13 protein-coding genes, 1 pseudogene and 1 other annotated feature (1 of these 15 running past the window's edge) are annotated in these 14,948 nt (G+C 48.9%); of the genes and pseudogenes, 5 read left to right on the top strand and 9 right to left on the bottom strand.

The features are described from left to right. Nucleotides 1-110 (bottom strand) — a binding site (T-box leader); it reaches 170 nt to the left of the window's first position. Between the two features lie 68 nt (nt 111-178). Further along, nucleotides 179-2,035 carry an aryl-sulfate sulfotransferase gene (locus tag H8S75_RS05145; RefSeq protein WP_187019868.1) on the bottom strand — a complete coding sequence of 619 codons (1,857 nt, stop codon included), beginning with the start codon at nt 2,033-2,035 and terminating at the stop codon, nt 179-181. Between the two features lie 17 nt (nt 2,036-2,052). Beyond that, nucleotides 2,053-3,489, bottom strand: a complete 1,437-nt coding sequence (locus H8S75_RS05150; protein WP_187019870.1) for an SLC13 family permease — start codon at nt 3,487-3,489, stop codon at nt 2,053-2,055. A 153-nt stretch (nt 3,490-3,642) separates the two neighbouring features. On the opposite strand from H8S75_RS05150, the gene H8S75_RS33290 reads away from it, so the two are divergent. After that, nucleotides 3,643-4,332, top strand: coding sequence for a Crp/Fnr family transcriptional regulator (locus H8S75_RS33290; protein WP_187019871.1), 690 nt, complete (start codon nt 3,643-3,645; stop codon nt 4,330-4,332). Beyond that, on the top strand, nt 4,319-4,507 hold the full coding sequence (locus H8S75_RS05160) for a hypothetical protein (protein WP_187019873.1): 189 nt from the start codon (nt 4,319-4,321) through the stop codon (nt 4,505-4,507). Before H8S75_RS33290 ends, H8S75_RS05160 begins: the two co-directional genes overlap by 14 nt. Before the next feature lie 114 nt (nt 4,508-4,621). On the opposite strand, the gene H8S75_RS05165 is transcribed toward H8S75_RS05160, so the two are convergent. The 6 genes and pseudogenes from H8S75_RS05165 to H8S75_RS05190 form a co-directional block, all read right to left on the bottom strand. After that, on the bottom strand, nt 4,622-4,939 hold the full coding sequence (locus tag H8S75_RS05165; RefSeq protein ID WP_187019874.1) for a carboxymuconolactone decarboxylase family protein: 318 nt from the start codon (nt 4,937-4,939) through the stop codon (nt 4,622-4,624). A 132-nt stretch (nt 4,940-5,071) separates the two neighbouring features. After that, nucleotides 5,072-5,881 (bottom strand): RNA polymerase sigma factor, encoded by an 810-nt coding sequence (locus H8S75_RS05170; RefSeq protein WP_243270184.1) that lies wholly within the window; start codon nt 5,879-5,881, stop codon nt 5,072-5,074. A gap of 27 nt (nt 5,882-5,908) precedes the next feature. Then, a complete protein-coding gene (locus tag H8S75_RS05175) occupies nt 5,909-7,087 on the bottom strand; it encodes a DHHW family protein (RefSeq protein WP_187019876.1) in 1,179 nt (392 codons plus the stop codon). Nucleotides 7,088-7,119: 32 nt separating this feature from the next. Beyond that, entirely contained in the window at nt 7,120-8,523 is a 1,404-nt protein-coding gene (locus tag H8S75_RS05180) for an MBOAT family O-acyltransferase (RefSeq protein WP_187019877.1), read from the bottom strand. A gap of 2 nt (nt 8,524-8,525) precedes the next feature. After that, the gene (locus H8S75_RS05185; RefSeq protein WP_187019879.1) at nt 8,526-9,098 is read right to left on the bottom strand and encodes a DUF4358 domain-containing protein; all 573 of its coding nucleotides are present in this window, start codon (nt 9,096-9,098) and stop codon (nt 8,526-8,528) included. A gap of 234 nt (nt 9,099-9,332) precedes the next feature. Then, nucleotides 9,333-9,650 (bottom strand): annotated as a pseudogene (locus tag H8S75_RS05190) (hypothetical protein); the annotation flags it as partial. 161 nt (nt 9,651-9,811) lie between these two features. Here H8S75_RS05190 and H8S75_RS05195 point away from each other — a divergent pair. Beyond that, nucleotides 9,812-10,840: a 3-deoxy-7-phosphoheptulonate synthase gene (locus tag H8S75_RS05195; protein ID WP_187019882.1), complete on the top strand. Its 1,029-nt coding sequence runs from the start codon at nt 9,812-9,814 to the stop codon at nt 10,838-10,840. Between the two features lie 60 nt (nt 10,841-10,900). Here the strand turns inward: H8S75_RS05195 and H8S75_RS05200 are convergent, their stop codons facing one another. Next, nucleotides 10,901-12,886 carry a CAP domain-containing protein gene (locus H8S75_RS05200; protein ID WP_243270185.1) on the bottom strand — a complete coding sequence of 662 codons (1,986 nt, stop codon included), beginning with the start codon at nt 12,884-12,886 and terminating at the stop codon, nt 10,901-10,903. Nucleotides 12,887-13,080: 194 nt separating this feature from the next. On the opposite strand from H8S75_RS05200, the gene H8S75_RS05205 reads away from it, so the two are divergent. Both H8S75_RS05205 and H8S75_RS05210 read left to right on the top strand, forming a co-directional pair. Next, nucleotides 13,081-14,328 (top strand): MFS transporter, encoded by a 1,248-nt coding sequence (locus H8S75_RS05205; RefSeq protein WP_187019884.1) that lies wholly within the window; start codon nt 13,081-13,083, stop codon nt 14,326-14,328. A 372-nt stretch (nt 14,329-14,700) separates the two neighbouring features. Next, nucleotides 14,701-14,946, top strand: a complete 246-nt coding sequence (locus H8S75_RS05210; RefSeq protein ID WP_002604536.1) for an HPr family phosphocarrier protein — start codon at nt 14,701-14,703, stop codon at nt 14,944-14,946. Nucleotides 14,947-14,948: the final 2 nt, after the last annotated feature.

Raw genomic sequence — 14,948 nt, forward strand, 5'->3', positions numbered from 1 at the left:
GTGTGAAGCTCAAAGATGTATTCACAATCCGCTTTCCACGCGCCTCTCATCAACCGGCTGCTTTCTGTGTGCTGTTGCGCATTATTACTTGTTCTTATCAACGCCTTTTTGCATTTATGAAGTTATTGATTAGTATATGAGGTTTCGGTTTGTTTGTCAAGAGCCTAAATTTATTTTTTCAGCCATCAATTTTTAAAGTCAGGCCAAGGCTGTATTTTGTATCATCGATAATCAGAGAAACGGCGTATTCCCCCTGAAGACCGCATTTATTCAGCCGGAAGTCCACCTGACGCCCGGAACTCTGGAATGTGCCCACGCACATGGCGGTAAATGACACTGCGGAAGTGGATACGAAATAGTTATGACAGTTTCCCTCCCCGTCTTCTAAGACCAGCATCACCAGCTGCCCTTTCTCGAAGGTTCCATGGAAGGTGTAACGGTCAAACTCTTCGCTGATTTCTAAGTGGTATTGATCCGGAATAGTGCTTTTACTATATTCCGTCTCGGCGGCGGTTTCGAATTCCGGCGTTTTTCCTAATGTCCCCAGTATTTTTCCGCGTCCCAGCGTCAAGTTCTCCCCTTCGCTGTAAAGGGACATTTTCTTTGCGCGGTAATAATTGGCGTTCAGGCACATTTCGTAGACAACTCTGCCGTCCAGAAGCTCCACGGTCTTTGACTCAAGCCGGACATTTTTGTTCTCAAAGTATCTGCGGGAGCCGACACCTTCGCAGGTGATACCGTCAAGGGAGGCAATTCCGCCGGAATGTACCAGATAATTCCCCTCTCCGTAGTAGTCCACGTTGGAGATGTAGGGCGAGAAGAACTCATTTCCCCGTTCCTTTCCGTACTGCCAGATCTGTCGGACGGTCCGTTTCTCCCGGTCGATGCTAAAACGCACGCCTCTCGAGTAATTGTCTTTTCCCAGGCGGTAATGCTCCGGGTTTTTAGAACGGTAATGGCCGTTGTCAAAGGTCATTACATCACCATCCGGGGTTATGAGACAGGCGTGCTGTTCATACTGCCATTCCAGATCGCCCACTGGCTTTAAGAAGTACGCTTCCCTCATGTCCTCCGGCCAGCCTTCCGGATCCCCCAGAATCCAGTTCAGTTTTCCGCTCTGAAAATCGATGTTGATCAGGACATCCTGATGGCGGCCGGATAGTGTGATGGAATCCGTCTTTTTATCATACCACAGGGCATTATTGTGGAACCAGTCGTGAGCGCTCCAGCTTCCGGAAGGAGCGGCATCCTGAGGCAGAATGTCCTTGAAGTCCCAGGTTTTTAAAATGGAACCATCCGCCCTGTCAATCAGGACGCACATATCCTCCACCGTGCCATTTTCAAAGCACTCCGTCAGTACAAGGAGGTTCCCATCCTCCATCTCAAACTGGTCGTGGTGATAGCCGCCGGGAAGACGGTATTCCGCATAGATTTTTCCGATCAGGTCCATTTCCCACAGCCCTGTCGTATAATACGGTTTCTCCAGAAGGCGGGGGGAACCGATGGAAAAACGGCCGTTCTGCAGTTCCTTTATGGCGAAGGTGATGTTTTCCGTGCAGTACCAGCGGCAGTCTCCGCGGTAATCGTAAGCGGCCGGAAGCGCGCCCATGGCGGGTATGACGAACATCACGTTTCCATCCATATACGCGGCTGTCGTGTCAATGGACTCCGGCAGTTTGACGGCACTGTCCAGCGGGCCGGTGGTGATAATGATTTCTTTACGCCGACCATCTGACAACCTCAGTTCCACGGTATTATCCATTCCCGGATACAGGCCAAGCACCGGTATTACGTGTTCATACGCCTCCGGAAATGCTTTCGAGATATCTCCGCTGGCTTCCATCCCTTTCACCGTAATGCTCACACTCACCTTCTCCTCCGTAAAAAAAGCGATCACGGCGGTGAGAGGCGCTATGCCGTAAGGATTTACCGTAACGAGCGGATTTTCAAAAGAACGGTGTTCCCGGTGAAAGCTCTCTATAAATTCCTGTTCTGCTGCGGCCTGCTGGTCTATAAAATGTTCTATTGTTTTCATCCTGTTCCTCCTGTTATTTATGAAAAGAAAATATTAGCGATGGGCAGGCCCACGGCCAAGACGGCAATCAGACTGATTATGCTCATCAGGATTCCGTATTTATAGATATCACCAATTTTCAGCCATTTCGTATTTCCGTGCAGGATGGCCGATGTCGTGGAGGCGGCCGGCGTCACAACGGCAATACACACCATATACATGGACAAGCAGGAGGTGGCCGCGGAGCCGGCGCCGATCTGCTGCGAAAATACATGGATAATTGGTATGAGCAGCATGCCTACCACCATATTGTTGCAGATATTGGTGAGAACACACGCAATGACAACAATGGTAATGGTGAAGACCAGCGGACTCTGTCCCTCGAATACAGGCGTTAAAATCTGCTTCAATAACACGGTGATTCCCGTGGCTTCATCGGTCAGGGCATTTCCAATGGTCAATGCGGAGCCTACAATCAGCACAACGGACCAGATCATATATTTGGAAACAATCGTCTTAAAATTAACCAGCGGCTTTTTGTCTACGTGGATCAGACAGCATACGGTTATGATAAAGACAGGGATTGCATTCTGTGTATCCTTTAACAGCTGCTGCAGAGCCCCTTCCGGCAAAAGAGAGGGAGCCAGCACCCAGATGATAAAAAAGAGCAGGGCAAAGCTTAAGCTTTTCTGGCGGAGATTCATGGGCGGCAGCGGATTTTTGTCAAAAAGACTGGCATCGATCTGTTTCAGCGGCGTCACGTCCGGCTTAAGTACGAAACGCATGAGCAGAACGATGGCTGCCAGCGCCGTCAGCGAAATCGCCGCTGCGGTTACCATATAGGGGAGGTATTCGATCGCCGTCCCGGTCACCTTTGCATAATTGCCCAGCAGCCCCGGGAGCGCGCCCTTGAAAGGTGTTGTCGCAAACCCAAAGGAAGCCGCCATTACCACAGAGATCAGCATTAAGGTCACATACCGGTCGCCTTCTTTATAGCCGATTACTGCAAATAGGCTGTAGAGAATCGGCCAGAAGATGAATATGGTGGGACTCGGAGCAGTCAATACGGATAAAAGATATACTCCCAGTAGAAGCATTGCGGTAAATACCCATGGGCGTCCGTTATTGATCCTGCGGGTGATAAACCAGCGGGAAATGTACTCGCAAATTCCTTCTTCTGTTATGGCTCCTGTCAGCATGATGACAAAGAACAGCATGATGACGATTGGATTTCCGAAGGTCGAGCTCAAAAGGCCGTTAAAACTGCCGAAACCGGTGAGTCCTAACATCAGGACGCCGAACAGACTGGGCCAGAGCGTATCGACAAAGGTCCATAGATACATCGTTCCAAGAAAGACGCCTAATACCTTGACTCCGACTTCCGTAACTGGTCCAAAGGGAGAAATAAAACGGAAAACCAGCATAATCAATATGCCAATAATACAATGAATATAATACTTAACCCCTGATTTCATGGTGCTTCTCCTTTTATCGGTTGAATTTGTCTGAGTACTCTGTTAAGATAATAACATACGGTCGCTGTTAAAAAAATAGCAATCACTAAACATCGCTTATAAATTTTAAAAAGGCAGCATCATTTATGTGCATGTTGTACAACCGGAGGGACTGTGAAGGAGAACGAAAGAGATCATTTTTTAGAAATTCTATGCAGAGAGGGCACCAGGATCCAATTGGATAAAAACCAGTACTTTTCTTCGATTATCAATCATGAAAATACCGCTTACTGTCTGATATCCGGCGTATGCGCCCTGCTGCGTTTCACCCAAAACGGGGAAGAGATTATCTATCACTATTTCAGGGAAAAGGATTTGATCGGCGGCGTGCCGTTTTTTCTATCCCACAAAGGGGCAGCCCAGATTAATACACTCTATAACTTCTGTTCTTTGTATACAAAGACAGAGTGCATTCTATACAAAATTCCTTTTTCCGTACTGGAGAGAAAGATAAAAGAAGAGCCGGAAATCGGCTACTGGATCAGCGAAGGAATCGCCCGGCATTTTATGGAAGAAATCTCCCATGTACATTCTTCGAAGGAGGATCATACGTCGGGGCGCCTCTGCCGGACTCTGATTGAGCTGGCAAATGAAAAGAACGGAAGATATGAACTTCAGAAATATTTTACCTACACTGAACTGGCCAGATACCTTGGAGTCCATTCGGTAACCGTTTCCAAAATTATGCTGGTACTGAAAAAAATGAAGGTGATTGAAAAGGAAGGCCACAAGACCGTAATCTGTGATATGGAACAGTTAAAGTATCTTGCAGAAAATCCACATGAAATAGGTGATTTTTCGTAACAGTTCAGACGGCGGAAAACTCAGTGCAAAGGCGGACGTTAAGCTTGCTTATAAGACCGTTTTTGCGCTGATTTTTACATCGGATGGATATCCGATGCTTCTTGACCGGCTTTTTTCGGTCAAGAAGATGAGCCGTCTGAACTGTTACGACTTTTCTCCGCAGGAAGAGGAATAGGATCAGACGTATGGTAAAATAAAAAGCGCCCCATACGGGACATATAACTTCTTTGTCCTGTATGGGGGCACTGCATTTTTTAACCGCTTCTCAAGTTTCCTTCACCCGGATATCTCACGATTCTCCGTAACACTCTGCGGCTGCCGAAAGCGCATCGATCACCTGTATTCCCACGGCCGGAAGACCGACTAAAACTGCGCTCATGACTTCAGCCTTTGTCGCTCCCAGCTTTTTTACAGAATCCACATGGTATGCAATGCCTCCGGTCATGCGCAGAGCGGCCAGTACGGATAAGTAGGCCAGCTCCTGCGTCTTTCTGTCCAGTGCACTGGCCTGCGATCCTTTCATGACCATTTCCATGTACGCCTTCCCGGTTTCTCCAGTCTCACTCAGCAAAATCTTAAATCCATTTCCCATCTTACTTTTCTCCATGTCACATTCTCCATTCTCTATTTTGGTTTTATGGTATTGAAACAATCACACGGCCTGCTGCCAGCCCCTATAACCGCTTCTATAAAGTAAGATGCTGCGAAATTATGAAAGTCCCATTTTTTCAGCATTATTTTAAAAAAAAGTTCCGATTGCCGACGCCACCGTATCATACCATTCCCGCGGCGGAACGCGGTCCGGAATGTTTCGGTAATAATGGAGAATCTGTCTCCTCGTTTCTTCGTCCGGCTGATACCCGGTATCCCGGTAGTCCAGTACGGTGATCCGCGTTCTCGTCTCCCTCTGCAGAGCATTCCTGTTACTTGAAAATTCAATCCATGCCGAACATCTGCAGGGATTTTTCTCATCCAGGATGCCGCAGTGGTCACGGAAGAAAGACTCCAGACTCAGCCTCGCCCTGTATAAAAGCCCCTTTACCGCCTTGGGCGTAACATCGAGAATTTCCGCCGTCTCCGGAATGGACAGGCCAAACATATCCACAAGCGAAAATGCAGCCCTCTGATTCAAAGGCAGCTTCCCCGCCATAGCAAGAAAGCAGCCGTCCCGAAGCCTTCCAACCTCCTCCGACACGATAACTTCTTCCACAGGAGACGGAATGTTTTCAGTAAATAGATTCCCCTCCCACTCCAGGGCCTCCAGATCATCTGAAAAGCTGAGAGGGGTGCTGGCCTGTTTACGGATCTTCATCCGAAATTCATTGACACAGATCGTTCGCAGCCAGCTCTTCACCGCCGCCGGATTCTTAAGTTCCGGGCAGTGCAGCCACGCCTTTAAGAGCGTCTCCTGGGAAAGGTCCTCTGCCTCCTGCACATCCGTTGTCAGACGGAACGCAAGCCCATACACGAACCTTCCATATTGCTCAATCCATTCTTCTGTTCCCAAGTCCACATTGCCTGCTGCCTTCTGTTGTATCTCCTTCATCATACGCCTCGCTGCAGTTCACGGCCCCTGCTATTTATAAACCAGCCGTGATACCGTTTTTTCCTTTGCAAATCCCGGAATCTGGTACATCACCAGAACATCCGTGATTCCCTGTTTCTCCATCCACTCCTTCAAATTCAGGTTCAGGTACCGCAGGTCCGCCATATACACGGTTCCGAAATGGTTGGCCGCGAACACGGCGAAGCTGTGGGCGTAGGAGTCCTTGATTATGAAAAGCTTCTTTTCCTTCTGATCTCCTTGTATGCTCCTGTTTTCGATTTTGGTTATGGCATGGTTGCCGTCGAGATACACGGCGTATTTGTCCTTTCCCTCTAATGCGTCAGGAAAGTAGAGGGAATCATATTCCTTCGGTTCCCCATCGAAGGACACCCGGTAATCCTGCGGCTCCTTCGGCTGCCACTCTTCGATGGAATCGTATCGCCACGGAACATTGAGTTTGGAATAGACCGTTCCATGAAACTCGCTGCTGACCCTCCGGATATTAAACATGTCTTCCGTCCAAGGGATAAGCCCCATGGACTCCGCCCACAGCCGGTATCCCAAAAACGCCCCTCTGGCGGTCCAATGGTGATCCGTCCGGTAGTACAGTTCCTCGTCACGAAACGATTTTAAGCAGTCTTCTGCCGGAAGCACCATCTCCGGGGAGTTCCCTGTTTCTTTCAGGCGTTCGGAAAGCAGCTCCGTTACCCGGCCCTGATCGTAGGGCGCGGCGAGAAATGGCAGCCGGTCCGTCATGACCTGGGACGCCGATGGTACAAGCATCACCCGCACATGGTCTTTCCCCAGGGACTTCTCTGCCGCCCCTGTAAATGCGGCCAGCTTCTCCATATTTTTGTTCAGCTGCTCCCCTTCCACGTCCTCTGTATCGTATTTCTCGATCAGATAGCCGTCTTTCCCGAAGTATACGCCGTTTACATCTTTCTGGAAGGCCAGACGCTCTGACGTAACCTTCAGACCGATCCATCCGTTTCTTCCCGGAAACTGATCGCTCAAATACTGTTCGTACTTCTCTCCATAGCTTCCATCCAGCAGAGACTTCACCGTAAATTCCGGTTTCTTTTGCAGATACCGGTTCTCCGAGTCTGAAAACGCCTTCTGCGGCATAATCATACCCGCCAGGGATACAATCCCCAAAAAGCCCAGAAACAGGAAGGTCATGGCTCTGTCACTATGTCTCTCTTTCTTCATAAACTCTCCTCATTTGCCAGCGCCGGGAGGCACTAGAACCTGAAATACAGAAACGGATTATAACTGGCATCTACCAGAAATGCTACCGACAGCACAAGAATAACCGCCACAAACAGCAATTCGGCCGTCTCTCTCACACGTCCCGACAACTTCCTGCACAAGATCCCCGGAAGCGGTGTAGAACCCAGGACAGCCGCCGCAAATAACGGCAGATTGGTCACCAGCAAATACCACGTTCTCCGGCTTGCAAAGGCGATACCTCCGGCGCCGGCCATCTGGGTGAAGTACTGAAGCCCCTCCGCCATATTTTCATGTGCAAACAGCACCCAGCCAAGAAAGACGAAGATCATGGCGTATACGCTTCTGACGGCAGATGGCATCTTCTCCAGATACGGCTTCAGAATAAACTTCTCAAGCAGCAGAAGCGCACCGAAATAGAGCCCCCATAAGAGGTAATTCCAGGCCGCTCCGTGCCAGATTCCTGTCAGCAGCCAGACGATCGCGATGTTCCGCACCTGCACCGCCGCGCCTTTCCGGTTTCCGCCCAGCGGTATATACACATACTCCTTAAACCAGGTGCCCAGGGTGATATGCCACCTGCGCCAGAAATCGGTGATGCTCTTCGCCGTATAGGGATACCGGAAATTCTCCGGGAAGTGAAAGCCCATCATCGCCCCCAGCCCCATGGCCATATCCGAATAACCGGAGAAATCAAAGTATATCTGCATGCCGAACGCCAGAATCCCCATCCACATCATCAGGACGGTCCGCTCTGCATCCGGTACACCCGAAATCTGCGTCCACAGCGCTCCTATGGTATTGGCGATCAATACCTTCTTACCCAGGCCCACGGCAAACAGAAAGACTCCCCTGGAAAATCCGGCGAAGTTCTCAGTCCGCTCCCGCAATTCCTCTGCAATGGTGTGATACCGCACGATTGGTCCCGCAATCAGCTGGGGAAACATGGAGACATAGGCACCGAAATCGATGATATTCTTCTGCGGGCTGGCCTCCTTCCGGTAAATGTCGATCGTGTATGACATGGTTTGGAACGTATAAAAGGAAATACCGATAGGAAGCGCCAGTCCCGAAAGAGGGAACGCAAGCCCGGTCAGCCGCCCCACGGTTTCCAAAAGGAAATCCGCGTATTTAAAGACGCCTAAAAGCCCCAGATTGATGATGACCGAGGAAGCCACACAGAGCCTGGCCCGCTTCTGTTTTCCCTCTTCCATAAAGCGCCACACCAGACGTCCGTGGACGTAATCGACCAGCGTGGAAAACAGCAGCAGGGAGATGTACACCGGTTCTCCCCATCCATAAAAAATGAGGCTCCCAATGAACAGAACCCCATTGCGGAACCTCTTTGGAGCAGCAAAATATACAATTAACATAACCGGCAGAAACCGGAATAAGAATAACAGGCTGGAAAATACCATGTTTACCCCTCAAAGAATGCGTTAATTGCGTCAACTGCCTTCTTGTTTTCTTCCTGTGCAGATTGAAGGGCAGCCTCTTCGCCCTGCTCCTGCGCTTCCTCAGAAGCCGTTCCCAGCATAACGAAGAACACATAATCTCCGTGACGGACTACTTCAGACGCCTGCACCTTGCTGATGTTCATCGGATACTGCATGGAATCTTCCACGAGACGGGTGCGGTAATCGCCAAGCAGCTTCTCCACATCCCCGCCCTTTCCTTCCTTCGCCCTGATGGCCACAAAGGTGTCCACATGGACGCTGATCATCGGTCCCTCCGCGATGAATTCCTCATATAAATCCTCCGGAACTCCGAATATATCGTTTAATGCCTGTGCGTCATAGGCTGCGCTTGGTATATAATTTTCTCCATATACATCTTTTACTGCCTGGTGAACTTTCTCCAAATCCACCGTAATCGCCTGTGTGGACTCTGCCACAGTTCCTGACCCGCCGTTATCCGGGCCCTTCTTGCCTCCACAGGCCGTAAGGCTTATCGCTGTCAGAACCAGCGCGGTTACAAATACTGATTTTCTCATAAATTTCTCCTTTATCTGTTCTACTTATGCGGATTCATTATAATATAGAACCGGCCAGATATCTATAGCATATCTCCTACGAAATACTGAAGGTTCTCTTACGGCCCGTCAGTTCATTCCCTGTCCTTCATTCCCCGTCATTTCATCAAATGAAATCAGCCATACTGCAATGAAAAAGCCTGCACATCCCTTACCTCCATGATTCCAGGTCAAATAAGTTGATGTGCAGGCGTATCAAAATTCAAAATCATCAAACCCATAGATTAGCGGATAAGGCGCACAGTCCCGCAGGGGGGCCTGGATCGTTCCCTTCACGCCTCTGCTGAATGCCGGTCTGCGTGTGGCAGACTTTGTTCTGTTCTTAATCAGCCGGCCGCCCTTTCCCAGTTCTCCCACATAATATCCGTCCTGATCATAAATATCTCTGCCGTAAAACTTCCCGAGCACGGTGCCGTCACAGGCCACCAGATACTCCTTCTGTCTGACTCCCACGTATTTACCGCCCCAGGTCCAGAATCTATCCATACTCTCACACCATTCCCTTTTCTCAAATCTTCTCTCATATCATACACTATTTTTGTAAAAAAAGGAACACCCGGATTCCCTTGTTTGAACACATTTCCTAAAATTTCGGTCAGGTATAGATTTTTCCGATATTCTGGTATATAATTGGCAACAACAAAAGAGAAGAATCTTATCTTCAGGAGGATACCATGGGATTTCAATATGTAAACAACCTTCCGACCCCGGATGAAATCAAAGAACGCTTCCCTCTTCCGGCTGAATTAAAAGAGCGGAAGGCAAAGAGGGACCAGGAGGTCAGCGATGTTCTGACCGGCAAAAGCGATAAATTTCTCGTGATCATTGGTCCGTGCTCTGCGGACAATGAAGATTCCGTGTGCGACTACGCAGAACGCTTAATCAAGGTTCAGGAGAAGACCGCGGACCGTCTCATCATCATTCCGCGTGTCTACACCAACAAACCGCGTACCACCGGCGAGGGATACAAGGGAATGCTTCATCAGCCAGACCCGGAGAAGAAACCGGATATGCACGAGGGACTCATCGCCATCCGCAAGATGCACATGCGCGTATTTGCCGAGACAGGCTTCCCCACCGCCGATGAAATGCTTTATCCGGAGAACATGACTTATCTGGATGATATTATGTCCTACGTGGCCATCGGAGCCCGTTCCGTAGAGAACCAGCAGCACCGTCTTACCGCCAGCGGCTGTGACGTGGCCGTCGGCATGAAGAATCCTACCAGCGGCGACTTATCCGTTATGCTGAACTCCGTCGTAGCGGCACAGCAGGGCCATGATTTTACATACCGCGGCTGGGAAGTAAAGAGCGGCGGCAATCCGCTGGCTCATACCATTCTCCGCGGCGCAGTCAACAAACACGGCCAGTGCATTCCGAACTACCATTTTGAAGACCTGGTTCTGCTTCAGGAACTTTACGCCAAGCGCAGCCTGGATAACGCAGCCTGTATCGTGGATACCAACCACTCCAATTCCAACAAGAAATACATGGAACAGATCCGCATCGCCAAGGAAGTTCTTCACAGCAGAAGACATGCGGCTCAGATCAAGGATCTGGTCAAGGGCCTGATGATCGAAAGCTACATTGAGCCAGGCAGCCAGAAAGTCGGCGAGCACTGCTACGGGAAGTCTATCACCGATCCCTGTCTCGGATGGGCAGATTCTGAACGACTGCTTTATGAGATAGCGGAAAATGTATAAAAATAATTGAACAGCCGCGCACAAGGTTTTAATCCTGTGCGCGGCTGTTTCACTCTGCCCTTACTTTGTCTGAACGACTCCATTTACAGTCCATTCACCGTTCTCATTCACGGTATTCCCATCAATCACACCATTCCGCATCATTTTCCCGCGGGTGCCGTCTGAATTGGGGTTGAAATAATAGCATTTCTGCACGCCATTCTGATCCGGAACCCAGCACCAGCCGGTAACCATCTTTCCTCTGGTTCCATCCGAATTTTGATTTAAGTAAAACAGATTCTCCCCGTCCTGATACCATCCGGTAACCATGTTTCCATTCGCATCAAAGAAAAACCAGTCAAAGGCATTTTGCCCTGACGTGGGATTGGCATATGGATTGTATACTGCCGCCCACTGATTGAGGTAAGGCATTCCATTAGAATCTGTAAATCTCCAGCCGCCCTCCTTCGTCTGTGTCCAATCCCCCTTTACCACGTAATCAGGGATCGATGCTGCCCCTGATGTACCGGCTGCACCAGGCCCTTTTCCGGTTCCTCCCGCTGAAGAACCGCCGCCACCGGATGAATGGGAGCCGCCGCCAGAGCCACTTCCCCCGCCAGAACTACTTCCGCCGCCGGAAGAACTTCCTCCGGAGCCGCTTCCTCCACCACTGCTGGAAGAAGAACCTCCTTTTATGGTCACGGTAAAGGACGCTTCCAGATCTTTGTATTTCACAGCGATTGTCTGCTGCCCCTCCTGATTCGCATCATAACCGGTACACATCTGCGAAATTACCGGCATATACGAAATCCCATGTTCTGTACAGTTAAATGCCGCAACAACGCCAAAATCTTCAATTGCCGAAGTCTTTTTGAATGTCATGTCTGCCGGCACAAACAACTCCATGTGGTTCAGCTTATCATTATAGCATCCGGAAAACATCTGCACCCAATAGTTATTAGTCTCCCCAGTCGCAAAATGAGTAAAATTGTCATTCATAATATTTGCATAATGCCCCGAACTGTGCATCCACCCATTCATAACGGCCGCCGGGCTCGAATATCCCCATGCTATATTTTCTCCCACGGAACTGGTGTTATAGCCGACCTCATCAAAAACCGTAAAACAGCTGCTTCCATCAGGCCGGGTATGGGAATACTTCTGAGTCAGCTCTTTTTTTCTTATATCAGTCCCTGTCTGCATAAGGGGAACCATGGAAAGAGGAAGGTGTCCTTCCTTCATACGGTTCTGATTGGTAATCTGAAACACGGTCCATTCCCTTGAAGTGCACATATCTTCAGACGGTGGAACCATTTCATCATAACAGAGGTACTTGCAGGATACCTCGTATCCGTCAGCTGTCTGAAAGAACAAATTTGCACGGCCTCTTTTCTTTGCGGTAAAAATCCCCTCCTGGGTGATACTGATCACGTTTCCGTTATCGCTGCGCCATACCCCTTCAGGAGCTTCTTCAAAGCCGGAAAACGTAATCTTAACCGGACCAGTGGTCCCGACTGTCACGTCCTGATTCTGCATCAGAATTTCTTTATCAGAAACAACGACCTCTAAAACTCTTCCCTCCGTCTCCTGGGGGTCCTGGTTTCCATCTGAGCTGCGGTTCACTGCGGTCACCTTATATTGGTACGTCTTTCCTTTTTCAGCAGTTTTATCTGTATAGTTTCTTTTCCATGTCCCTGACTCCAGCTTTATGTAATCACTGCCGTCTTCAGAACGATACAGATTGCACGGATAAGAGCCAGAGACGGTCCACTTGATCTGTACATATCTGTGATAATTATTCACAAGGGCAATGTCCGTAATTATCTCACTTTCTTCCCACTTCATCAGCAGTGCATTGGACCTGGTTGCCTTATTCTGCGCATTTGAATCCGTCGCCTTGTTATAGCTCTCATCTTTTTCAGCATTTGAGCTGCTGGCTGCCCTCGCTTTTGATACATACTCTGATCCAAGGCCATGCTCTGGTCTGCTGCCTGCGTCTGCCCACGCAAAATTACTGCAAACCAGCACAAAAGCCAGCGCCAACGCCAGCATTCGTTTCTTTTTCATCTCTTGTCTCCCTTCATGCCCCGATTGTAAGGATTTTAACTGCACTATTTTCCTTACAATTCCATTAATTTTTTATTATCTAAGATCAATTATACAATGTACTTCCCTGATTATCAAGCGATTCAAAATTATATTACTAATTTCGCATCATTTATTGTATACTATATTTCTAATCACCAACTGGGGGAAATAATATGAACGCATTACAGAGAAACTGGAAACAGAATTTTTTTACGATATGGGCGGGGCAGGCTTTTTCCCAATTTTCAAGCGCTGTCCTTCAGTTTGCCATTGTATGGTACCTAACGGATCAAACCGGCTCGGCCCTCGTACTGACAGCCGCCATGATGATGGGATTTTTACCGCAGGGAGTCCTGGGGCCGTTTATCGGAGTGTTCATCGACCGGTATAACCGAAAATGGATCATGATTCTTTCGGATCTGTTCATCTCCGCCGCCAGTTTGGTCATGGTAATCGCCGGCTGGACGGGGACATTGTCAACCGAACTGATCCTCGTGGTCCTGTTTTTCCGTTCCATCGGTTCTGCCTTTCACACACCGTGTCTCCAGGCCGTTACGCCGCAGATTGTTCCGGAGGATCAGCTGACCCGCTGTGCCGGATATTCCCAGGCTTTAGAATCCGTATCACAGATACTAAGCCCGGTACTGGCTGCCGTATTCTACAGCTCCTGGAGTTTAAGCGGCATCATCTTTCTGGATGTCCTGGGCGCCTTGGCCGCGGTTTTTACACTGGCCATTACGCAGATACCGAAACTGCCTGAAGAGGAAAACAGGGGAAAGATCCATGTACTGCGGGAGGCTATGGAGGGCTTCTTAATTCTGAAGACGAATAAGGGCATGTTGGGTCTGGTTCTAATCAGCACCCTGTATACCCTGGCGCTGATGCCGGCCAGTGCGTTGTTCCCGCTGATGAGCATGTCGTATTTTCATGGAACCAGCACAAATGCAAGCGTCGTCGAAGTCGTATTTTCGATCGGGCTGTTATTCGGCTCTCTTATACTATCGAAATGGGGCGGAACGAAAAACAGGATTTATACCATTGTCGGTTCGTTTCTGCTGATGAGCTTCAGTTTATTTATATCCGGGCTTCTTCCTGAGCATGGTTTTGCCGCATTTGTCTTCTGCTCCTGGCTGATGGGCGTGTCCGGCCCGTTTTATTGGGGAATCTACACACCGCTTCTGCAAAGCAGCTTCGAAGCAAAATATCTGGGACGCGTTTTATCGTTATCCGGCAGCATCCGGCTGATCAGCGGACCGGTCGGATTATCCGTCTCTGGAGTATTTGCGGAGCGCTTTGGCGTTGAGAAATGGTTTATTATCGCCGGGTGGCTGGTGCTCATCGCGTCGTTTTTATGCCTTGCGATACCAGCCGTGCGCAATTGTGATCGACAGGCGGAAGGACAGGAGGGAGAGGGGCAGTAATATATCTGAGGTTCCTGGATTACAGGCCGGCTGTGAACCTCCAGGCCGCATGGATCATATTATATCTGTGTGACCTGGCCCTATTGCAGATATTATAACCAGCGCTGTTATCTGAAAGGTTTCCGCACATTCCCAGTTTTAGTGGATACATGCAGTCAGCATTTAGTTTTTACACATATTTCACAAAATTTTCACGATTAAACTGTTTATTATTTTGCTTTAATCTTGTATCGCGCTAAAATATATGGTAGAATATAGATAGATTGATTTATCTATATTTCACAGTTCACCAATCATTTTCTGGAAGAGTATCTTAATGTTTTGTCACCCGACGTACGGATTATCCGCCCGCCATAAAAAGGAGGCTGGGATATGCGAACGAAACAAGTTGACATTTATCAGCGTTATACCCCCATCCCCATAGCTGTTTTAATTACGGCGGCCAATTGTTTTGACTGCGACATCTATATCGATAATGGCAAATCGAAAGTAAATGTAAAAGACTATGATGAGATGAAAAAAGGACTGGTAACGCGGAACAGAAATTTACTATTTTACTTTGACGGCAAAGATGAGAAAGCCGCTGAAGGACGGATTGAGATGTTGTTTCAGCCTTAATC

The sequence above is a fragment of the Hungatella hominis genome, assembly GCF_014288005.1.
Taxonomy (GTDB): Bacteria; Bacillota; Clostridia; order Lachnospirales; family Lachnospiraceae; genus Hungatella; species Hungatella effluvii.

Coding starts and splice junctions, on each gene's coding strand:
- H8S75_RS05205 (WP_187019884.1), top strand. CDS start 13,081: ATGAACGCATTACAGAGAAACTGGAAACAGAATTTTTTTACGATATGG.
- H8S75_RS05185 (WP_187019879.1), bottom strand. CDS start 9,098: ATGAGAAAATCAGTATTTGTAACCGCGCTGGTTCTGACAGCGATAAGC.
- H8S75_RS05150 (WP_187019870.1), bottom strand. CDS start 3,489: ATGAAATCAGGGGTTAAGTATTATATTCATTGTATTATTGGCATATTG.
- H8S75_RS05200 (WP_243270185.1), bottom strand. CDS start 12,886: ATGAAAAAGAAACGAATGCTGGCGTTGGCGCTGGCTTTTGTGCTGGTT.
- H8S75_RS05195 (WP_187019882.1), top strand. CDS start 9,812: ATGGGATTTCAATATGTAAACAACCTTCCGACCCCGGATGAAATCAAA.
- H8S75_RS05165 (WP_187019874.1), bottom strand. CDS start 4,939: ATGGAGAAAAGTAAGATGGGAAATGGATTTAAGATTTTGCTGAGTGAG.
- H8S75_RS05145 (WP_187019868.1), bottom strand. CDS start 2,035: ATGAAAACAATAGAACATTTTATAGACCAGCAGGCCGCAGCAGAACAG.
- H8S75_RS05170 (WP_243270184.1), bottom strand. CDS start 5,881: ATGATGAAGGAGATACAACAGAAGGCAGCAGGCAATGTGGACTTGGGA.
- H8S75_RS05180 (WP_187019877.1), bottom strand. CDS start 8,523: ATGGTATTTTCCAGCCTGTTATTCTTATTCCGGTTTCTGCCGGTTATG.
- H8S75_RS05210 (WP_002604536.1), top strand. CDS start 14,701: ATGCGAACGAAACAAGTTGACATTTATCAGCGTTATACCCCCATCCCC.
- H8S75_RS05175 (WP_187019876.1), bottom strand. CDS start 7,087: ATGAAGAAAGAGAGACATAGTGACAGAGCCATGACCTTCCTGTTTCTG.